The organism is Achromobacter sp. NCFB-sbj8-Ac1-l, assembly GCF_052695805.1.
This window is the reverse complement of record NZ_CP199812.1, coordinates 4,125,075-4,145,126: the sequence shown is the minus strand read 5'-3', so window position 1 is coordinate 4,145,126 and position 20,052 is coordinate 4,125,075. Positions and strand designations below refer to the sequence as shown.

The following is a 20,052-nucleotide window of genomic DNA, read 5'->3' as shown; positions in this document are numbered from 1 at the left end:
CTGGCTCGCGATGCTTTTTCTTCGCACGTTGCGCCAGCCGTAGCGCGCGAGGCCCCCACCGACCCGGACACCGGGCGGCATGTATTAGAAAAACACGACAAGGAGACAAACCATGCAAGAGAACACTTCGCCGGGTCGCCGGCGCCTGGGGCTGGCTGCGCTGGCGGCGAGCGCCCTCGTCGCGCTGTGCCCGGCCGCCCTGTGGGCGCAGTCCGACAAGTGGCCGACCCGGACGGTCAAGCTGGTCGTGCCGTTCCCGGCAGGCGGCAGCACCGACGCCGTCGGGCGCCTGCTGGCCGCCGAGCTGTCCAAGGAACTGGGCCAGAGCGTCATCGTCGAAAACAAGGGCGGCGCCAACGGCAACATCGGTTCCGACGGGGTCGCCAAGGCCGAGCCCGATGGCTACACGCTGCTGCTGTCCGGCGTGGGGTCCAACGCCATCAGCTACGCGCTCTACCAGAACATGCCGTACCGCGACAGCGACTTCGCGCACATCTCGCTGCTGGCCACCGGCCCCAACGTGTTGGTGGCCAACATGGATTTCCCGGCCACCAACGTTGCCGACTTCATCAAGCTGGTGCGCGCCAACCCCGGCAAGTACACCCATGCCAGTTCGGGCAACGGCTCGTCGGGCCACCTCGCCATGGAAATGCTCAAGCAGGCCGCCCACATCGATCTCGTGCACGTGCCCTACAAGGGCGGCGCCGCGGCCATCACCGACATGATCGGCGGCCGCGTGTCCGTGATGTTCCTGAACCAGGATTCCCTGCTGCCGCAGGTCAAGGCCGGCAAGCTGCGGGCGCTGGCGGTGGCCAGCGCGCAGCGCAATCCCGCCTATCCGGATACGCCCACCGTGGCGGAATCGGGCTATCCGGGCTTCGCCGCCGAATCGTGGTTCGGCCTGTCGGCGCCGGCCAAGACGCCGCCTGCCGTGATCCAGCGCCTGCACCAGGCCACCGTCAAGGCCCTGGCTTCACCGGATATCCGGCAGAAGCTGGAAAGCGTAGGCTTCGTGGTGGTGGGCGACGACCCGAAGGCCTTCTCGGCCTTCGTCCAATCCGAAATCACCAAATGGGGCGCGGCGGCCAAGGCCTCCGGCGCCCGCATGGACTAAGGACCGCACTCATGACTTCACCCTTGCCCAACCGCTTTCGCCAACGCATCCTGGCCCGCGAGCGCCTGATCGGCTTCTGGATGTGCATGTCCAGCCACATCACCGCCGAGGTAGCCGGTCTGGCCGACTTCGATTGGCTGCTGCTGGATGGCGAGCATTCGCCCAACACCGTGCCGATGTTCCTGCAGCAGTTGCAGGCCCTGCAGGGCAGCGCCAGCGCCGCCATCGGCCGGCCCACCTGGAACGATCCGGTCGAGATCAAGCGCCTGCTCGACATCGGCTTCTACAACCTGCTGATTCCCTTCATCGAGTCCGAAGACGACGCGCACCGCGCCGTGGCCGCCACGCGCTATCCGCCGCAAGGCATTCGCGGCGTGGCGGGCATGCAGCGCAGCAACCGCTACGGCACCGTGCCCGATTACCTCAAGACCATCAACGACAATATCTGCGTGCTGCTGCAGATAGAAAGCCGCGCGGGCATCGAGGCGGTCGACGAGATCGCCGCGGTCGAAGGCATGGATGGCGTCTTCATCGGCCCGTCGGACCTGGCCGCCGCGCTGGGCCATCTGGGCAACCCCGGCCACCCGGAAGTGCAGGACGCCATCCGCCACCTGTACCAGCGCGTCAGCGCGCAGGGCAAGGCCGTGGGCATCCTGGCGCCGGTGCAGGCCGACGCGCGCCGCTACCTGGACATGGGCATGCACTTCGTCGCGGTGGGTACCGACCTGGGCGTCTTCAAGCAGGCCACCTTCGCGTTGCGCGAAGCGTTTCCCACCTGAAAATGCCTGCGGGGCGCCTGGGCGCGGGTTTCAGTCTTCCAGCGCCAGCAGATCGGCCACCGTCTGGCGGCGGCGGATCAGGCGCGCTTCGTTCTTGTCCAGCAGCACTTCGGCGGCCAGCGGGCGGCTGTTGTAGTTCGAAGACATCGACGAGCCGTAGGCCCCGGCGTTATGGAACACCATGAAGTCGCCGATGCGCGGCTGCGGCAAGGCCTGGTCGGACACGACACCGCCCGCATCCTGCGTGAACACGTCGCCCGACTCGCACAGCGGGCCGGCCACGGCGATGCGCGTCTCGGCCGCACCCTGGGGCGCGCTGCCGTCCGGCGCATGCACCGAGATGCGGTGGTAGCTGCCGTACATGGCGGGGCGCATCAGGTCGTTGAACCCAGCGTCCACCAGCGCGAAGTCGCGCCCGGGGCGGCGGTTGATGGCGTGCACCTCGGCCACCAGCACGCCGGCTTCGGCCACCAGGAAGCGGCCCGGCTCGATCTCCAGGCGAACCTCATGGCCCAGGCGCTGCTCGATACGCTTGCGCGCCGCATCCCATTGATCGAAGTAGTGATCGCAGTCGATGCGCGGCTCGCCGTCGCGGTAGGGAATCGACAGGCCGCCGCCGGCCGAGATGGCTTCGATGTCGTGGTCCAGCGAGGCCACCACGTCCACCATCGCATCGCACACGCTGGACAGGTGGCCGTAGTCCACGCCCGAGCCGATGTGCATGTGGATGCCCACCAGCTTCAGGCCATGGCGGCGCACGATGGCGACGGCTTGTGCGACGTCGTCGATCCAGATGCCATGCTTGCTTTGCGGGCCGCCGGTATTGGTCTTGTTGCTGTGGCCGTGGCCGAAGCCCGGGTTGATGCGCAGCCAGACCCGATGGCCCGGCGCCGCCTGGCCCACGCGCTCGAGCATGTCGAGCGAACCGGCATTGACGGTGATGCCGTGCTTGATGACCGTGGCCAGGGTGGCGTGGTCGATCAGGTCGGCCGTGAACACCACGCCGGCAGGCTCGCCTTCGGGCTGATAGCCGGCGGCCAGGCTGCGTTCGATCTCGCCCAGCGACACCGCGTCCACCATCACGCCCTCGGCGCGCATCAGGCGCAGGATGTGCAGGTTGGAGCAGGCCTTCTGGGCGTAGCGGATGACATCGAAGCGGCGCAGCTGGGCGATGCGTTCGCGGATGACGGCGGCATCGTAGACCCACAGCGGGGTGCTGTACTGGGCGGCAAGTTCGGTGAGTTGGCGCGGATCGAAAGCCATTCTGGGGCAGACCTTGTATTCGGGGGAAGAATCAGGCGGGCATCATGCCCCATTCAGGTCATCCAGTAAAATGCTTAGATATTCAAGATCGATTCATTCCTGATATGGGTTCGCCATGCTCACCCACCGCCATATCGAAGTCTTCCGCGCCCTGATGATCGCCGGCAGCGTCACCAAGGCTGCCGACCTGCTGTTCACCTCGCAGCCGACCGTCAGCCGGGAACTGGCGCGCATGGAACAAAGCATCGGCTTCGCGCTGTTCGAACGCATTCGGGGGCGGCTGCGCCCCACGATGCCCGCGCTGGCGCTGTACGACGAAATCCGCCAGTCCTATGCCGGCCTGGAACGCGTGGCGTCCGCGGCGGCGCGCCTGCGGTCCTTCCAGGACGGGCAACTGGCGGTGATCGCCTTGCCGGCGTTCTCGCATTCCCTCTTGCCCGGGGCCTTCCGGCGCTTTCGCGACAGCCATCCGGGCGTGAGCCTGTCGCTGGAAGCGCAGGAATCCCCTTTTCTCGAAGAATGGCTGACCGCCCAGCGCTACGACCTGGGGCTGACCGAGCACGAGCTCGAACCCGCCGGCACGCGGCTGGAACTGCTGATCGAAGTGGACGAAGTCTGCGTGCTGCCCGACGGCCATCCGCTGTTGGCGCGGCAGGCGCTGGAACTGGCCGATTTCGCGGGTCAGCCGTTCATCAGCCTGTCGTCCAGCGACCCTTACCGTATCCAGATCGACGAGGCCTTTGCGGCGCAGGGCATCCTGCGGCGCGCCATCATCGAAACGCCCACGGCGGTGTCGGTGTGCACCTTCGTACGCCAGGGCCTGGGCCTGGCCATCGTCAACCCGCTGACCGCGCTGGATTTCATTGGCCGCGGCCTGCACATCCGGCCGCTGCGGCGTTCGTTTCCGTTCCGGGTGAACCTGGTGTTTCCGGAACACCGCCCCAAGAATCCGCTGGTGGATGCCTTTACCGCCTCATTGCGCGACGAGGCCACGCAGATCCGCACCCGGTTGGCCATGCGAGGCGATTGAGCGGATCAGTGCAGGCCGCCCCGGTCAAGCCACAATGTGCAGGCAACCCTGCGCAGACTTGCCGCGCGCAGGCAACAAAAAAGGATGCCCTGGGGCATCCTTCTTCATTTGCCGTATTCATGACGCCCCGCTAAGCAGGGCGGCAGAATGGCTTAGGCCAGCGCCTTGATGGCGGCAGCCAGGCGGCTCTTGTGGCGAGCGGCCTTGTTCTTGTGGATGATGTTCTTGTCAGCCACGCGATCGATCACGCTCGACGCCTTCTGGAACACTTCGCCAGCCGCAGCCTTGTCGCCGGCGGCGATGGATTGGCGAACGCGCTTGATGGCGGTGCGCAGCATCGAGCGCAGGCTGGAATTGTGCTTGTTGCGCTCAACGGATTGGCGAGCGCGCTTGCGGGCTTGGGCGGTATTGGCCATGTTGCTATATAAGTTGAATTCGGCAAAGTCGAACATTTTAGCAAGTCCCTGGGGGATTGCAAGCTTTAAATGCCACGTCTGCCGATGGAGCGCCCGTCAACCGGGCGGGGGGCGCTGCGGGGGGGAACCCCTGAGGCTGAACCGGGGTTGGAGAACCCTGGCTGAAAACCCCTGGCTGGCCCGCTGGCTGGATACCCGTTCACTGTCGGGGAAAATCCTTGCCGGGTTGCGCCCCGAGTTTCCGAGTCAAGCCTTATTGCGCCTACTGGATAAAAACACGGTGCTCAGTATACAACGAAGTGGCCTTTCGTTACAGGCCCGCGTCAGCGGGCGTGGTCAGGTCGCGACGTTGATCGAGACGAACCAGGGCGTATAACGGCGGACATGGATGGGCATCATGTCCTGCAATGCGCTCAGCGCGGCGTCGGTGTCGTCCAGCGGAAAGTGGCCGGACACCGGCAGGCCGCCGGCGGCCATGGACACGCGCAGGGTGCCGCTGCGGTAGGGGCGCAAGGCCGCGACCACCTCGGCCAGCGGGCGGCCGCGGGCGTCGACCCAGCCGGCTTCCCAGGCGGCCTCGGCCATCAGTTCGGCGCGCGGGGTGTCGATACGCGACGCGTCAAAGCGCGCACCCGTCCCGGCGCGCACGATGCCGTGGGCGCCGGCCATGGTTTCCACTACCACTTCGTGTTCATGCACCACCACCACCGTGCGCTGGGCCTGCTGGCGCACCATGTAGCGGGTGCCCAGCGCGCGCACCGTGCCTTCGGCGGTCTGGACCAGGAAGGGGCGGCGGGCGTCAGGGGCGACGGAAACGGTCACGGCGCCATCCAGCAGGCGCACCTGGCGATAGGCGGGCGTGAAATCCAGGTTGACGCGGCTGCGGGCATCCAGCAGCAGTTGGCTGCCGTCGGACAGGATGTAGCGGCGGCGTTCGCCGGTGGCGGTAGCGGCGTCGGCCGCGACATTGTTCAGCGGATAAAACGCGTTGCCCACGTACGCGGCACAGGCGCCGGCACTGGCGAGCGCCAGCGAGCCGGCCAGGAATCGGCGGCGTGGCGGCACGACGACGTCGGCGGAGGCCGCGGCGGCGGAGGGGGGCGAAGGCGGAATCGGCGGCTGGGTCGCCGTCGTGGCATAGCCGGCCGGATAGGCATCGCCCAACCGGCCAAAATTCGACCCTGCCAGCGTGCCCGTCAATTGTTGCCAGGCATTCTCATGCAAAGGGTCGGCTGCTCGCCACGCCAGGAAATCGTTGTAGTCCTGCGCTGTCGCTTTACCTGAGCGCAGCAGCAGCAACCAATTGATCACTTGGTCCGCCATGGGGTGTCCTTGGGCGTACGTCACTTCATCTCCCTGCCCTTGTTGCCGGGCGGGAATCCTTTCGATGGCAATTTGTAAATAATAAAGGTTTTTTACCAAAGATTACCGGGTTATTGTCAATTCTTGACGGCTTGAAAGTAAAAAAAGCCGGCGAAAGCCGGCTTTTTAAGGAGGATGGGTCGTTTAGACGAGGAATTACTTCGCCGGGCGTCGTCCAAAGTCTCGGGGACGGAACCCAAACAGTAACAACAGACCGAAGTACACCGCGCTGCAGGCGACCAGCACGCCTGCCAGCCACAGGGCGCGCTGGCCCGAATGGGCCTGCAGCCCGATCCAGTCAATACGGCCATCGGCGTAGACGAGCAGCGCGGCAAGCCCGGCCAGGGCGGGCACCAGCCGCAGCGCGAAACGGCCCCAGCCGGGCGTGGGCTGGTAAACCCCGCGGCGGCGCAGGCCGATCAGGAGCGCCAGCGCGTTCAGGCAGGCACCCAGGCCGATCGCCAGCGCCAGGCCCGCATGGGCCATCAACGGCACCAGCGCCAGGTTCATCAATTGCGTCAGGACCAGCACGCCGATGGCGATCTTCACGGGGGTGCGAATGTCCTGCTTGGCATAGAAGCCTGGCGCCAGGATCTTGACGGCCAACAGGCCGATCAGGCCGGCGGAGTAGGAAATCACGGCCAGGCGGGTCTGCAGCACGTCCTGCGCCGAAAAGGCGCCGTAGTGGAACAGCGTGGCCACCAGGCCATCGGACAGCAGCGCCATGCCCACCGCGGCCGGCAGGCCGAACAGCAGCACCAGCCGCAGGCCCCAGTCCAGCAGCGCGCTGTAGCCGCCGTGGTCGTCGCGGGCGTGCGCTGCGGACAGGCTGGGCAGCAGCACGGTGCCCAGCGCGACGCCCAGCAGCGCAGTGGGGAATTCCATCAGGCGGTCGGCGAACGACAGCCAGGTGACGCTGCCCGGCGTCAGCCAGGTGGCGATGTTGGTGTTGATGAGCAGCGAGATCTGTGCCACCGACACGCCCAGCGTGGCGGGCGCCATCTGCTTGAGGATGCGCTGCACCGTGGGGTCGGCCCAGGCCTGGCGAAAGCGCAGCGAAAAGCGCGGCGTCATGCCAAGCCGCGCCAGCGCCACCCACTGCACGGCCAGTTGGGCCACGCCGCCGATCATGACGCCGATGGCCAGCGCGTACACCGGCACGTCCATGCGCGGCGCCAGCCAGATGCAGGCGGCGATCATGGACAGGTTCAGCAGCACGGGCGTGAAGGCCGGCACGGCAAAGCGGCGCCAGGTGTTGAGCACGCCCGAGGCGAAGGCAATGAGCGACATGCAGAAGATGTAGGGGAACATCATCCGCGTCATCCAGACGGCCGCGCCGAATTCCGTATCGCGGGCGGCTCCGCGCAGGCCGCTGGCCATGGCGGACACCACCCAGGGCGCGGCGATGATGCCGATCAGCGTGATCGCCATCAGTGCCGCCGTCAGCAGCAACGCGACCCGGTCAAGCAGCGTGCGGACCTCGTCTTCGGACCGACTGTTGCGGGCATGGCCCAGGATCGGCACGAACGCCTGGGCGAACGCGCCTTCGGCGAACAGCCGCCGCAGCAGGTTGGGAATGCGGAAAGCGACCCAGAAGGCATCCGTGATGGGCCCGGCGCCAAAAGCGCGGGCCACCAGGATGTCGCGGATCAGGCCGGAAATGCGCGACAGCAGCGTAAAGCTGCTGACGGTGGCCGCCGAACGGAACAGGCTCATGGGATTGCTACAAAAAAGCTGTCCCGATAAGAAGGCTTTTTCCCGCCGGGCCGCCCCAAGGGAAAAAAGCCCCCTTGGGGGGCAGAGAGCCCTCGGAGAGGGCGAAGCGTGGGGGCACTATTTCGGAGGCATCCGGATGGCGCCGTCCAGGCGAATCGTCTCGCCGTTGAGCATGTCATTGGTGATGATGCTCTGAACCAGCTTGGCATAGTCTTCCGGGCGGCCCAAACGGGCGGGGAAGGGGATGCTGGCGGCCAGGGAATCCTGCACTTCCTGGGGCATGCCGAAGATCATCGGCGTGCCGAAGATGCCCGGGGCGATGGTCATGCAGCGGATGCCGGTCTTGGCCAGGTCGCGGGCGATCGGCAGGGTCATGCCGGCCACGCCGGCCTTGGACGCGGCGTAGGCCGCCTGGCCGATCTGGCCGTCGAAAGCGGCAACCGACGCCGTATTGATCATGACGCCGCGCTCGCCAGTCGGCTCGGGCGTATTGGCGCTCATGGCCTCGGCGGCCAGGCGCATCATGTTGAAGCTGCCGATCAGGTTGATCGACACGACCTTCTGGAACAGGTCCAGCGGGTGCGCGCCGTTCTTGCCGACGATCTTGGCGGCAGGCGCCACGCCGGCGCAGTTGATCAGGCCGAACAGGGTGCCCAGTTCTTTCGCCGCGGCCACGGCGCGCTGGCCGTCGGCCTCTTGCGTCACGTCGCAATGCACGTAGCGCTGGCCCAGCTCCTTGGCCAGTTCCTCGCCGGGACCGTCCTGCAGGTCGGCGATGACGACCTTGGCGCCGTTGGCCACCAGCATGCGCACGGTGCCGGCGCCCAGGCCGGATGCGCCGCCTGTCACGATGAATACCTTGTTTGCGATTTCCATGTCTCTACCACCAGATCAAATTCAAGGGATGAAAACGGGGGAACGAAAAGACGCGACGGGCGCCGGATGCGACAGGGCCTTCGGGACCGCGCCGGGACGCTTTGCGTCCGGCCGGCGCCGAAGGCCCTGTGCCATCAAAGCGCCGGTCAGCTCTTGACGGCTTCGAACAGGCGCGACTTGATTTCGTCGACGGCGCCCACGCCCGAGATCTTGCGATACTTCGGCGCGTCGGCGGGGTGCTGCTGCGCCCACGACGAGTAGTAGTCGACCAGCGGACGGGTCTGCTGGCGGTAGACGTTCAGGCGGTTGCGCACGGTGTCCTCGCGGTCATCGTCGCGCTGGATCAGGTCTTCGCCAGTGACGTCGTCCTTGCCTTCGACCTTGGGCGGGTTGAAGCGCACGTGGTAGCTGCGGCCGCTGGGCTGGTGCACGCGGCGCCCGCTCATGCGTTCGATGATGTCTTCTTCGGGGACTTCGATTTCCACCACGTAGTCCAGCTTGACGCCGGCGCTTTTGAGCGCGTCGGCCTGCGGGATGGTGCGGGGGAAACCGTCGAACAGATAGCCGTTGGCGCAGTCGGGCTGCTTCAGGCGGTCTTGCACGAGGCCGATGATGATCTCATCCGAGACCAGGCCGCCCGCGTCCATGACCTTCTTGGCTTCAATGCCCAGGGGCGTGCCGGCCTTGACCGCTGCGCGCAGCATGTCGCCGGTGGAAATCTGGGGAATGCCGAAGTGCTGGGTGAGAAACGCGGCCTGAGTGCCTTTGCCGGCGCCGGGAGGTCCGAGCAAGATGAGACGCATGAGTGCTCCTGAATGGGGTTTAATTTTTGTGGTCCGAGCGATTATGCCGCAACGCAGCAGCCTATGCGGAGCTGCGCCATGCGAAATAACCCTTATATCCGTTTGCTATAGATCAATCGAACGCGTTCCAGATCGGCCGGGGTATCTACGCCGGCGGCCGGAGGGTGCGACGCCCGATGGACGACGATGACGTGGCCATGTTCCATGGCGCGCAGTTGCTCCAGCGACTCGAACCGTTCCAGCGCGCCTTGCGGCAGGGTCGGGTAGCGGCGCAGGAACGACACACGGTAGGCATACAGGCCGATGTGGTGCCAGGCGGGCAGGCCGTCGGCCAGCACGCGTTCGCCGCCGGCCAGCGCGTCGCGCGCCCAGGGGATCGGCGCACGCGAAAAATACAGGGCGCGGCCATCGGCCGCGCACACCAGCTTCACGACATTGGGATTGAACAGCGCCTGGGCGTCAGCCAGCGGGCTGGCGCAGGTGGCGATGTCGGCCTCGGGGCTGGCAATCAGGCGGGCCGCGACGGCGTCGATGAGGTCGGGTTCGATGAGCGGTTCGTCGCCCTGCACGTTCACCACCACCGCGTCGTCGGGCAGGCCGAGCTGTTCGACCGCTTCGGCCAGCCGGTCGGTGCCGGTGGGGTGGTCGGCGCGGGTCATCAGCGCTTGCAGGCCATGGGCCTGGGCGGCAGCCTGCACGCGCGCGTCGTCCGTGGCGATATACACCTGCGAGGCGCCGGACTGCGCGGCGCGCTCGGCCGTACGCACCACCATCGGCTTGCCGGCGATGTCGGCCAGCGGCTTGTCGGGCAGGCGGGTCGAGGCGGTCCGCGCCGGGATCAGGGCGATGAAGCTCACGGGAGGGCGGATCAGGAAGATGCGGGGGCGTCGTCCAGCGAGCGCGCCTCGGATTCAAGCATGACGGGAATGCCGTCGCGCAGCGGGAACGCCAGGCGGTCGGCGCGGCAGACCAGTTCGGCCTGGGTCCGGTCGTGTTCGAGGCGGCCCTTGCACAGGGGGCAGACGAGAATGTCGAGAAGGCGGGATTCCATGACCGGGATTCTAAAACAGTTTGGGTGCCGCCAGCCCGTGACGGGCCGTTCGGCGGCGCGCAAAAAACAGCCTTGATTGCGTAGCTTGTTAATTATTGTCATGTTTTGACGCGGGCGCTACCTATTTCGGGACGGATCATGGCTATGATCCGCGGCGATTCTTAGAAAGAGGCTAGCGATGGATTCCAACACCCTTCGGATCGGATTGTTCCTCATCATCCTGATCTGGTCGGTCATCAGCGGCATTACCTATATGGTTCGCCGCAGCGACAACAAGAGCGCACTGCGCGAACTCAAGCAAGAAGGGCAGCCTCTGCGCCGTCTCAGCGCCGAGGAACAGGCGCTGGTGCAGCCGTTCCTGGTTCACCCGGCAAATCCCAAGAAAACCGCCCAGTTGCTTGGCGACGGGGTGTTCCCCCTGCGCGGCGCCTTCGTGCGCCATGGGCTGGAGAGCGGCCAGGGGACGGCGACGCTGCACGACACGCTGGGGGGCGTGGACGTAGTGCTGCCGTACGACGCCCGCGATTACCTGCGTGAAGACAATCAGGCCGAAGTCGTGATGACGGAGAAGTTCGCCATCGTGGTGGCCCTGAACGGCGAATTCGACCTGGCGGGCGGCCGCGAGCGCGATGTCCGCCGCCAGAAGCAGAACCAGCAGTGGGCCGGCGGCAAGCTGGGCGCATTGCAGGACGTGGTCGATGCCGATGTGGCGGGGCCCGATGCCGAGGCCGAACGCGAGTTCGCGGACGCGATGCGGGTCGAGATCCTGAGCCAGCGCGACGAGACGCCAGCCGAGATCGCCCAGCGCTGCCCGCCCGGCATCGGCTTCTGGCCGGCGCTGTGGTGGGTCGTCACGTTCGTCTGCCTCGGTATTGCCGGGGTGGGCGGCGGCACGCCCTGGCTGGCCGCCGCGGCTGCGCCGGCCTTGCTGGCGTTGTGGCTGACCTGGCGCCGCCGGTCGCCGGGGGCGCCGCAGAAGGTCAACCGCGCGCGCGGCGAGCTCAATGCCATCGTGCTGACCAACCCGGCCAATGCGCAAGCGGTATCGACGCAACTGTTCCTGGGCGACAAGCTGCCGGTCACGCTGCCGGACCACTGGCGCGCCAATCTGGAACTGCCCGACGACGGGCGGGTGGACCTGGACCTGCGGGTCGAGGATTACGCGGTGCTGCGCCTGGGCAGCCATTATTCGGTGGATGAAGAGCAGCGCCTGTATCCGCCGGTGTTCTGGGGCCGGCACGTGACGCTGACGCTCGCCGGCCTGCTGGGCGGCGTGGCGTTGGCCATGTTGCTGTCCACCCCGGGCGGCAGCCTGCAAGGCGATATCGCCCAGACGGCCGCCTGGCTGCGCGGCGCCGAGCCGCGCGCCTATGCGTCGGCCGCCGCCCTGGCGCAGGACCTGCCGGCCGTCGGCGACATGGTGTCGTTGCGCGGCCAGGGCCGGTGCCAGTTCCGGCCCGACGACTACCGGCCGGACGTGTTGCAGTTCGATTGCGAACGCCTGCGCTGGCAGGGGGATGCCGCGTCGGCCGATGAACTGCGCCTGGACCCGGCGGTGCTGCAACTGTATTCGGGCGCCTTTCTCAAGACGCGGCCCAATCCCATGATGGACATGCTGGTGCGCAGCCAGATCTACAACAGCATGGCGGGCAATCCGCTGGCCGCCTACAACGCGCGCAACGTGTCGGCGCTGACGGTGACCCGGCTCACCAATACCGTACTCACCATCGAACAGGCCTGCGAGGCTGCGACCGGCCAGGCGATCGCCGACTGCGACCGCATGAAGGCCGAAATGGCCGACACGCTGATGCTGACCCGCGACGAACCCGCCAACTGGCTCGAACTGTTCACGCTGGCGCGCGATGGCGCCTTCAAGCGGCAGGGCAACGCGGACGAGGGTGTATTCCTGACGCGTCACGCCGAGCGCATGCGCAACCTGGCCAAGTCCACCATGCAGCCCGTGGTGCAGGCCGCCATCGACCAGTCGGCACGCAGCCTGACGGAACGCCAGCGCGGCGGCGTCGTGCTGCAAGTCAGGTCCGGTCCCTACGCGCAGTTGCCGCAGCCGCTGGAGCGCGAGTTGATGCCGGACGTGCTGCTGGCATGGCAGCGCCAGGTGGCGATGATGTCGGCCGACGGCGCCATGCCGTTCGAGGTCGTCGGCCTGGTGACGGCAGTGGATCGCGACGCGTCGGGCGCGCCCGTCATCGGCATCGATGCCTGGCGTTCGCTGGCCGACCCCTGGCCGGCGGCCGCGCGCGTGCTGTGGCTGGTCCTGGCGGTCCTGCTGGTGGCCGTGCACCTGCCGCTGGCACTGGTGCGTTGGCGCGCCGCCGGTGTGCGTCGACGCAATCTGGAGGAATACGCCCGCCGCCGCAGCGCGGCCAAGCCGGCGTTTTTCTGAAACCGCGCGCCAGGTCCTAGGACGCGATGGGCTGGCGCAGCGCTTGCGCCAGCCAGTCGAACAACTGCGGGTCGGAAAAGCCGGCCTGCACCGGCACTTCCCACAGGCGCGCGTCGTGCAAGGCGGCGCATTTGATCGCGTCTTTGGAGGTCACCAGCACCGTCTGCGCCGTCAGGGCCTGGAATGGCGATGCCGCATAATCGTGGTGGTCGGGCAGCGGCATCGTGGCGTCAAGCGTGATGCCCTGCGCCCGCAAGGTCGAAAAGAAGCGTTCAGGATTGCCGATGCCCGCCGCGGCCGCCACGCCCGGCTGGCCGGCGAAGGTGGCCAGCGGGCGTACCGCGCCGCCTTCGATCTGACGGGCGTCGCCGGGTTCCAGCCACATCGCGACCTGGCGGGGGCGATCACGGGACGAGACCGCGGGGCGGCCATCGGGCAGCCCGATATTGGTGATGACCGCGTCCACCTCGCGCAGCCGGCTGGCCGGCTCGCGCAGCGGTCCGGCGGGCAGCAGCCGGCCATTGCCCACGCCGCGGGCATCCTGCACCACGATTTCGATGTCACGCGCCAGTGCCAGGTGCTGCAGGCCGTCGTCCGAGACAATCACATCCACCTCGGGGTGGGCCCGCAACAGCGCCTGGGCGGCCAGCGGGCGGCGCGGGTGCACCGACACCGGGGCGCCCGTGGCGCGCGCGAGCAGGGCCGGCTCGTCGCCGAATTCGGCCGCGGCCAGTTCGCCTTGTCCCACGCGCGCCTCGGGGCCGAGCTTGACGCCGTAGCCGCGGCTGACCACGCCCGGCGTGTAGCCGCGGGCGCGCAGGCCTTGCACGGTGGCGATGACCATCGGCGTCTTGCCGGTGCCGCCCACATAGATGTTGCCGATCACCACCACGGGCACCGGCGCGCGGTAGGCCTGCTTACGGCCGTCGCGATAGCGCGCGCGCTTGTCCGCCACCACGCGGGCGGTCAGCGCGGACAGCGGCAAGAGCAGGGTGGAGAGCCAGCCGCCGTGCTGCCATTGGCGGGCGAGCAGCGAGGCCTTGGACGGGCGCGCGCTCACCGGGCAGTCTGGGCGGCGAAGTTGACGCGGGCGATGCCGGCCAGCCGGGCGGCTTCCATGACGTTGATCACGGACTGGTGGGTGGCCTGGGCGTCAGCGTTGATGACCACCAGCGCTTCGGGTTTGCCGGCGGCGGCCTGGCGCAGCACGTCGGCGATTTCCGGCGGCGTCGAGACGTCGATCAGCGTGCCGTTCAGCGCATAGCGGCCGTCCTGGCTGACCGCGACCTCCAGCGCAGGCGGGGTTTCCTGGTCTGCGGAAGCTTGCGGCAGCGTGACTTTCAGCTGCGTGAAGCGGGCGAACGAGGTGGTTGCCGCCAGGAAGATGAGAATGACCAGCAGGACATCGATGAGCGGAATCAGGTTGATGTCCAGCTCGTCGCGGTCGCCCCGGGAACCCCGGAAATTCATGAACGCCCCTCGCGCGGGGCGGGCGCCACGGCGCGCGCCAGCCGCGAGGCGGACAGTTCCATGGCGTTCAGGTAGCCGTCGACCCGGCCGCGCAGGTAGCGGTGGGCGATCATGGCGGGAATGGCGATGAGAATGCCGAAGCCGGTGTTGTACAGGGCGATGGAGATGCCGCGCGCCAGTTGGGCGGGATCGCCGCCGCCGGGCGTGTACGAACCGAAGATTTCGATCATGCCGACCACGGTGCCGAACAGGCCCATCAGCGGGGCCACCACGGCAATGGTGCCGATGGCGGGAATGTAGCGGCTGAGATCGTGGGCGACCGCGCGGCCGGTGTCTTCGACCACGCTGCGCAGTTCTTCGCGCGGCAGGTGGCGGTGGCGCATGACCTCGGCCAGCACCCGGCCCAGCGGGGAATTGCGTTCCAGGCGGTTCAGGGCCTCGGGGGTGTCCTGGTGGTTGCGCAGCATGTCGGCCACTTGTTCGTTCAGCCCGCGCGGCAGGACCTGGCTGCGGCGCAGCGACAGGAAGCGCTCGAATATCAGCGCAAGACCCAGCACGGACGTCGCCAGCAGGGGCCAGATCGGCCAGCCGGCCTCGCGCAAGATGGAAAGCAAAGCGGTCAACTCCAGGTGCGCCGGGGCGGGGCGCACGGCCTCGTCCAGCATCTGATCAAGCCGAAACTGTAACGGCGCGGCGGGGTTGTGGCAAGGGTGGGTGACCGCCAAAGCTATCCACAGAAACTGTGGATAATTCTGTGCAAAACTTCGTTGGAACGCTTGTGGGCACAGGGGTTGCGCTTGTTTGCTTCACATTCGAGCAGCGCTGATTTTATAAAAAATCTATAAAAAACAGTGGGTTGTGCCGAATTTGCTGGCTTTCGGGCCAGCGGCTGCAAAAATGCCTGAACGCGGTATCATTGCGGCCCGCTACGTATGCCCTGTGGACAGGTACGCATCGGAAAGCCTTATGACAATTGAACTTGCAGTCACAAACAACGTATTTGCGCGGGATATCCTGACAGTTGCCCAGCTGAACCAAGCAGTGGGGCAGTTGTTGGAGCGCAGCATCCCGGCGCTGTGGGTGCGCGGCGAGATTTCCAACTTCACGCAGGCGGCTTCCGGGCATTGGTACTTCACGCTCAAGGACAGCCGCGCCTCGGTGCGGGCTGTCATGTTCCGGGGCCGCGCCAGTGCGGTCGGCTTCGTGCCGCGGGCCGGCGACCAGGTCGAAATCAGGGCCAGGGTATCGCTGTACGAGCCGCGGGGCGACTATCAATTGCAGGTCGACGCCATGCGCCGCGCGGGCGTCGGCAACCTGTTCGAGGCCTTCCTGCGCCTGAAGGAACAACTGGCTTCCGAGGGGCTGTTCGATCCGGCGCGCAAGCGCGACCCGGTGCCGCTGCCCCGAGCCATCGGCGTGGTGACTTCGCTGCACGCCGCAGCCCTGCGCGACGTGTTGTCCGCGCTGGCCCGCCGCGCGCCGCAGGTGCCGGTCATCATCTACCCGGCGCCGGTACAGGGCGCGGACGCCGCCGCCCGGCTGGCCGCCCAGGTGCGCCTGGCCAACGAGCGGGCCGAAGTCGACACGCTGCTGCTGGTGCGCGGCGGTGGCAGCATCGAAGACCTCTGGAGCTTCAACGACGAAGGCCTGGCCCGTGAAGTTGCCGCCAGTGCCATCACGGTCATCAGCGGCGTCGGCCACGAAACCGATTTCACCATCGCGGATTTCGTGGCTGACGTGCGCGCGCCCACCCCCACGGCGGCGGCCGAACTGGCCTGCGTGCCGCGTTCGGACCTGCTGGGCCGCGTCATGGCGTGTGCCCAGGCCATGGCCCGCGGCCAGCAGCGCCGCCTGGAACGCGCCGCCCAGCGCCTGGACCGCGCCAGCGCGCAACTGGTGTCGCCGGCCCAGCGCCTCGAACATCAGCGTGAACGCCTGAACAGCCTGGGTTATCGCCTGGCTTCGGCCTGGGCCGGTCCGCAGGCGCGCCGCAACGCGCGCGTCAATCTGCTGGCGCAGCGCCTGGCGCATCGCGTGCCCGACACGGGCCGCGCCGCCGACCGCCTCGCCGGCGTGACGCGGCAGCTCGGCCAGGCGCATGCGCGCCTGCTGGTGCAACGCCGCAACCGCCTGGCTGCGGCCAGCGCGCAACTGCGCGCGCTGGACCCGGGCAACACGCTGGCCCGCGGTTATGCCATTGCCCGCGATGCCGACGGCCGCATCGTGCGCGATGCCGCCGACCTGGCGCCGGGGCAGGGCCTGGATCTGAGCTTTGCACACGGCGGCGCCAAGGTCGATGTCACGCAGGTGCGCAAGACGCGCGACGCTTCCTGACGCGCTTGCCTTACGCTTTCCGGTTGGTATGTGCAATCCGGTCGAGCGACGTGGCGTGCGCCGGATTGTGTGGCAACATCGCCTGCGCAACGATCAGCCTGGGGTGGAACCATGCAGCAAAAGACACCACGCAAGGGCCGGCGCGGCACGCGTCCGGCTGCCGCGCTGACCGGCCTTCTGGCCGCGACGCTATCGCTGGGCGCCGTCGGGCTTGCCTCGACCGCGCAGGCCCAGGGGCCTGACAAGGCCAAGGCGGCCAGCAAGACCGAAACTCGCGCCGGCGCGGCCCAGCCGCCTGCCGCCCGCCCCGCGCCCGGCGGCAAGGACAGCTGCGATTGCAGCTCGCCCTACCGCGACTACAAGGCGGCCGATACGGCTGACACCCGCGCCTTGTTCGCCGCGGTCGAGGCGGGCGACGAAGCCGCTTTCACCACGGCCCTGGCCAAGGTGGCCCGGCCCGGCGACTATGCGCTCGAAGGCGTACCGCTGCTGCATGCGCTGCTGACGCCGCCGTGGCCGCGCAGCAAGCACGTGTATTGGGACATGCCCGCGGACGAAGCGGCGCGATTGCGCCAGGCCCATCGCGACGCCTTGCCGGCGCGCACCCGCATGCTGGCGGCCCTGCTGGCCACCCAGCCTCCCCTGAACGACATCACCTACGAATCGCGCCGTTCGCCGGTGCAGTTGGCGTTGCTGTACGGGTCGCCCGGCATCCTGGACATGCTGCTCGCGGCCGGTGCCCGCGCGGACCAGCGCGGTGATGACAACCGCAGCCCGCTCGACTTCCTGCTCAACCGCGATTTCGAATTCGCGGTGCGCATGACCTATCTGCCGCGTCTGGTCGACCGCCAGGACACCACGCGCATGGTGCTGGCACTGCTCAAGGCCGGCGCTCCGCGCCCCTTTGCCTATGTCGATGACCACGACGACGACGTCACGCGCAGTGCGCTCAAGGATGCGCAGGGCAAGCCACGCTTTGCCGCGGATTACCTGGCGTGGCCGGCGCTGGTGGAACTGACCGAAGGCGCCGACGTGGTGCGGGCGCTGGCCGCTACCGGCACCCGACCGGCCTATGGCGATGGCATCAGCCCGCTCGCGCTGGCCGCCTACACCGGCAACGCGGGCGCCGTGTCCGCGCTGAGGGAAATGGGCCCGCGCACGACGCCGGCCACGGGCTACGGCGAAACGGGCGACATCGATCTCTGGCTGGATGCGGCGCAGGCCGCCGTGGTCGCCGGGCATGGCGACATCGCCGAGCTGCTGCTGCGCGCCGGTATGCCGTTCAGCCAGCGTGGCCCGCAGACCAGCAACGACACGGCGGTGTTCGTCCGCATGCAGGCCGATACCCGGCCGATCCTGAACCTGGCCGCGGGCAAGGGCGACGTGGCGACGGTCAAGCGCCTGCTGGCGTTGGGCGCGCCGGTCGAGGGCGATAGCGCGGAACAATACGGCGACACACCGCTGGCCGACGCGGTGCAGGCCCGGCAGCGGGAGGCCGCGCGGGCGTTGCTGGCGGCCGGAGCCAACCCCGCGCTGCTGCGCCAGGGCTACGATCGCAAGACGGCGCTCGAACGCGCCATCGAAGCCGATGACCCTGCGCTGCTGCGTGACCTGCTGGCGGCAACGCCGCGCGAGGCCCTGCAGGCGCTGCTGGCCGACCCGGCGCATTCGCCCGTCCAGCAGGCCTTGCGCCAACCCGGCAAGCAAGGCGCCGCGCTGTTGCGGCAACTGGTCGATGCGGGCCTGGACCCGAAAACGCTGGACGCCGGTGCGATCCGCCAGGCGCTGGAAAACGGCGACGCCGCGATGGCAACGTATCTGATGGACGCCGGCGTGCCCGTCAATCCGCCGGCCAACGCCGTCGCCACGCAGGACGGCGCCTTCGATCGCAACGGCGTGCCGCCCCTGATGGTGGCCGTCACGTCGAACCAGCCCGCCATGGTCGACGCGCTGCTGGTCAAGGGCGCCGATCCGCTGGGCCTGGCGCCGGAAGGGCGCAGCGCCTTGTATTGGGCGGTCGCCAGCCGCAATGGCGCCGTGCTTGAACGCCTGCTGCGTGCCGGCGCCAAGCTCGATGATCCGCGCCTGCCGCGCGCGCCGGCCCGTTATGCGCTCTTGAATGCGGCGCTGGCGGCCGGCGACATGAAGACCGTGAATCGGGTCGCAGAGGGCAGCGGGCAAACGCTTGCCGCCGCCTGCCTGCCCGAGGGCGGCGAATATGCCTTGCTGGACCAGCCCGGCTATTTCGCGCAATTGCAGGCGGCGGGCTTTACCGGCGCGCACGGCGACTGCGTGCAAGCGGGCGAGGCGTTGCCGCAGCGGCTGCTGTCCGCCTTGCTGCGTGATCGGCAACTGGTGGTCGCGCGCCGCGACACCGTCATCGACGTGCTGTCGCGCCTGAAGGCCTCGGGCGCCTCGCTCGACGCGCGCGGCGAAAGCGGCGAGACGCCGCTGGTCGCCGCCATCCAGACCGGACGCGCCGACCTTGCCGACGCCCTGCTTGCCGCGGGCGCCAGCGCGGATACGGCGGATGGGCGCGATCGCAGCCCCGCATGGGTCGCCCTGGAAACCGGACAGCCCGCGATGCTGGCGCTGCTGGCGCGCTACCAGGCGCGCTTCGATGGCGCAGCCGCGCCGCAGGGGCAGTCGTTCTTGCAGACGCTCGCCTGCCAATCCGCGCCGGCGTTTGCGGCCACGTTGCAGGCCGCCGGCGTGGCCGTCAAGCAAGCGTGCCCGCCCGCACCCGCCGCCAGCAAGGGCGCCGCCCGGTCCGCGGCCCGCCTTGCCGGCCACTACTATCTGCGCGGCATGCGCGAAGTGGGCAGTGAGTTGCTGCTGACCGAAGACGGCCGCTTCCAATACCTGATGAGCTACGGCGCGGTCGACATCGAAGCCAGCGGCCAATGGCGCAGCGACGGCAAGCGCCTCCATCTGGACACGCCGCCGATCCAGCCGTTTTCCGCCATTGCCGGCGTGCGTGCCGATACGTTGCCAGCCCAGGGCGATGGCATGACCGTGCGCGTCTACTACCAGGGCAGGCCGGTCAAGGTCGACGTGGCCATGTCGTCGGCCACTGCCGATTTCGCTGGCGCGCCCAAGCAATCGGAAGGGGCCAGCGGCGTCAGCGCACCGATCGAGGCCGGCCAGCTCAAGGCCCTTGCCGTGTACGTGCCGCTGCCTTCCGGCGCGCGCTGGCACGACGTCGACATCAGCAAGCTGGATGCCCAGGCGCGGGCCGTGCGCGTGGATCTGGACGTGCCCGAATCCGCCAGCCTGACCCCCTTGCACATGACATTGGCATTGCATGACGATGGCGCCTTGACGGCCTCGCAGGGGGGGCGTGAACTGCGATATGAGAAAGAGTAGCGTTTACGTGCGGTGGTCATAAACACATACCTCTTAACCCCGCGCCGCCGCGGGGTTAACGCGGTATC

17 protein-coding genes are annotated in these 20,052 nt (G+C 68.0%); 6 read left to right on the top strand and 11 right to left on the bottom strand.

Annotated elements, in window-relative coordinates:
- Positions 1-112: 112 nt before the first annotated feature.
- Positions 113-1,114 (top strand): Bug family tripartite tricarboxylate transporter substrate binding protein, encoded by a 1,002-nt coding sequence (locus tag ACUDP5_RS19015; RefSeq protein WP_263910998.1) that lies wholly within the window; start codon positions 113-115, stop codon positions 1,112-1,114.
- Positions 1,115-1,125: 11 nt separating this feature from the next.
- A complete protein-coding gene (gene garL, locus ACUDP5_RS19010; protein WP_445656892.1) occupies positions 1,126-1,893 on the top strand; it encodes a 2-dehydro-3-deoxyglucarate aldolase in 768 nt (255 codons plus the stop codon).
- Positions 1,894-1,923: 30 nt separating this feature from the next.
- On the opposite strand, the gene lysA is transcribed toward garL, so the two are convergent.
- Positions 1,924-3,156: a diaminopimelate decarboxylase gene (gene lysA / locus ACUDP5_RS19005; RefSeq protein WP_445656891.1), complete on the bottom strand. Its 1,233-nt coding sequence runs from the start codon at positions 3,154-3,156 to the stop codon at positions 1,924-1,926.
- Positions 3,157-3,271: 115 nt separating this feature from the next.
- Between lysA and ACUDP5_RS19000 the strand changes: the two genes are divergently transcribed.
- Complete coding sequence (locus tag ACUDP5_RS19000; RefSeq protein WP_445656890.1) at positions 3,272-4,186, top strand: LysR family transcriptional regulator; 915 nt, start codon at positions 3,272-3,274, stop codon at positions 4,184-4,186.
- Positions 4,187-4,338: 152 nt separating this feature from the next.
- Here ACUDP5_RS19000 and rpsT read toward each other — a convergent pair whose 3' ends face one another.
- The 7 genes from rpsT to ACUDP5_RS18965 all read right to left on the bottom strand — a co-directional run bounded on the left by rpsT (position 4,339) and on the right by ACUDP5_RS18965 (position 10,410).
- Positions 4,339-4,602 carry a 30S ribosomal protein S20 gene (gene rpsT, locus ACUDP5_RS18995; protein WP_006396042.1) on the bottom strand — a complete coding sequence of 88 codons (264 nt, stop codon included), beginning with the start codon at positions 4,600-4,602 and terminating at the stop codon, positions 4,339-4,341.
- Between the two features lie 336 nt (positions 4,603-4,938).
- A complete protein-coding gene (locus ACUDP5_RS18990; protein ID WP_445656889.1) occupies positions 4,939-5,925 on the bottom strand; it encodes a FecR domain-containing protein in 987 nt (328 codons plus the stop codon).
- Between the two features lie 195 nt (positions 5,926-6,120).
- Positions 6,121-7,680, bottom strand: coding sequence for a murein biosynthesis integral membrane protein MurJ (murJ, locus tag ACUDP5_RS18985; RefSeq protein ID WP_263910991.1), 1,560 nt, complete (start codon positions 7,678-7,680; stop codon positions 6,121-6,123).
- A gap of 117 nt (positions 7,681-7,797) precedes the next feature.
- On the bottom strand, positions 7,798-8,556 hold the full coding sequence (locus tag ACUDP5_RS18980) for a 3-hydroxyacyl-CoA dehydrogenase (RefSeq protein ID WP_175191903.1): 759 nt from the start codon (positions 8,554-8,556) through the stop codon (positions 7,798-7,800).
- Positions 8,557-8,702: 146 nt separating this feature from the next.
- Positions 8,703-9,359: an adenylate kinase gene (gene adk / locus ACUDP5_RS18975; RefSeq protein WP_263910989.1), complete on the bottom strand. Its 657-nt coding sequence runs from the start codon at positions 9,357-9,359 to the stop codon at positions 8,703-8,705.
- Between the two features lie 92 nt (positions 9,360-9,451).
- On the bottom strand, positions 9,452-10,216 hold the full coding sequence (gene kdsB / locus ACUDP5_RS18970; protein WP_263910987.1) for a 3-deoxy-manno-octulosonate cytidylyltransferase: 765 nt from the start codon (positions 10,214-10,216) through the stop codon (positions 9,452-9,454).
- Between the two features lie 11 nt (positions 10,217-10,227).
- Complete coding sequence (locus tag ACUDP5_RS18965) at positions 10,228-10,410, bottom strand: Trm112 family protein (protein WP_006384001.1); 183 nt, start codon at positions 10,408-10,410, stop codon at positions 10,228-10,230.
- Between the two features lie 178 nt (positions 10,411-10,588).
- On the opposite strand from ACUDP5_RS18965, the gene ACUDP5_RS18960 reads away from it, so the two are divergent.
- A complete protein-coding gene (locus ACUDP5_RS18960) occupies positions 10,589-12,814 on the top strand; it encodes an IgaA/UmoB family intracellular growth attenuator (RefSeq protein WP_445656888.1) in 2,226 nt (741 codons plus the stop codon).
- A gap of 16 nt (positions 12,815-12,830) precedes the next feature.
- On the opposite strand, the gene lpxK is transcribed toward ACUDP5_RS18960, so the two are convergent.
- From lpxK to ACUDP5_RS18945, 3 genes are read right to left on the bottom strand one after another with little or no spacing between them, the layout of a single operon-like run.
- Positions 12,831-13,874 (bottom strand): tetraacyldisaccharide 4'-kinase, encoded by a 1,044-nt coding sequence (lpxK, locus tag ACUDP5_RS18955; protein ID WP_445656887.1) that lies wholly within the window; start codon positions 13,872-13,874, stop codon positions 12,831-12,833.
- The gene (locus ACUDP5_RS18950; RefSeq protein ID WP_025135832.1) at positions 13,871-14,284 is read right to left on the bottom strand and encodes an ExbD/TolR family protein; all 414 of its coding nucleotides are present in this window, start codon (positions 14,282-14,284) and stop codon (positions 13,871-13,873) included. The genes lpxK and ACUDP5_RS18950 overlap by 4 nt, the downstream gene beginning before the upstream one ends.
- Positions 14,281-14,898, bottom strand: coding sequence for a MotA/TolQ/ExbB proton channel family protein (locus tag ACUDP5_RS18945; RefSeq protein ID WP_263910983.1), 618 nt, complete (start codon positions 14,896-14,898; stop codon positions 14,281-14,283). Before ACUDP5_RS18945 ends, ACUDP5_RS18950 begins: the two co-directional genes overlap by 4 nt.
- Positions 14,899-15,250: 352 nt before the next feature.
- Between ACUDP5_RS18945 and xseA the strand changes: the two genes are divergently transcribed.
- Complete coding sequence (gene xseA / locus ACUDP5_RS18940; RefSeq protein WP_445656886.1) at positions 15,251-16,618, top strand: exodeoxyribonuclease VII large subunit; 1,368 nt, start codon at positions 15,251-15,253, stop codon at positions 16,616-16,618.
- A gap of 111 nt (positions 16,619-16,729) precedes the next feature.
- The gene (locus tag ACUDP5_RS18935) at positions 16,730-19,984 is read left to right on the top strand and encodes an ankyrin repeat domain-containing protein (protein WP_445656885.1); all 3,255 of its coding nucleotides are present in this window, start codon (positions 16,730-16,732) and stop codon (positions 19,982-19,984) included.
- Positions 19,985-20,052 lie beyond the last annotated feature (68 nt).

Coding starts and splice junctions, on each gene's coding strand:
- ACUDP5_RS19015 (WP_263910998.1), top strand. CDS start 113: ATGCAAGAGAACACTTCGCCGGGTCGCCGGCGCCTGGGGCTGGCTGCG.
- ACUDP5_RS18965 (WP_006384001.1), bottom strand. CDS start 10,410: ATGGAATCCCGCCTTCTCGACATTCTCGTCTGCCCCCTGTGCAAGGGC.
- ACUDP5_RS18950 (WP_025135832.1), bottom strand. CDS start 14,284: ATGAATTTCCGGGGTTCCCGGGGCGACCGCGACGAGCTGGACATCAAC.
- rpsT (WP_006396042.1), bottom strand. CDS start 4,602: ATGGCCAATACCGCCCAAGCCCGCAAGCGCGCTCGCCAATCCGTTGAG.
- ACUDP5_RS19000 (WP_445656890.1), top strand. CDS start 3,272: ATGCTCACCCACCGCCATATCGAAGTCTTCCGCGCCCTGATGATCGCC.
- xseA (WP_445656886.1), top strand. CDS start 15,251: ATGACAATTGAACTTGCAGTCACAAACAACGTATTTGCGCGGGATATC.
- ACUDP5_RS18990 (WP_445656889.1), bottom strand. CDS start 5,925: ATGGCGGACCAAGTGATCAATTGGTTGCTGCTGCTGCGCTCAGGTAAA.
- adk (WP_263910989.1), bottom strand. CDS start 9,359: ATGCGTCTCATCTTGCTCGGACCTCCCGGCGCCGGCAAAGGCACTCAG.
- ACUDP5_RS18980 (WP_175191903.1), bottom strand. CDS start 8,556: ATGGAAATCGCAAACAAGGTATTCATCGTGACAGGCGGCGCATCCGGC.
- ACUDP5_RS18960 (WP_445656888.1), top strand. CDS start 10,589: ATGGATTCCAACACCCTTCGGATCGGATTGTTCCTCATCATCCTGATC.
- garL (WP_445656892.1), top strand. CDS start 1,126: ATGACTTCACCCTTGCCCAACCGCTTTCGCCAACGCATCCTGGCCCGC.
- ACUDP5_RS18935 (WP_445656885.1), top strand. CDS start 16,730: ATGCAGCAAAAGACACCACGCAAGGGCCGGCGCGGCACGCGTCCGGCT.
- murJ (WP_263910991.1), bottom strand. CDS start 7,680: ATGAGCCTGTTCCGTTCGGCGGCCACCGTCAGCAGCTTTACGCTGCTG.
- lysA (WP_445656891.1), bottom strand. CDS start 3,156: ATGGCTTTCGATCCGCGCCAACTCACCGAACTTGCCGCCCAGTACAGC.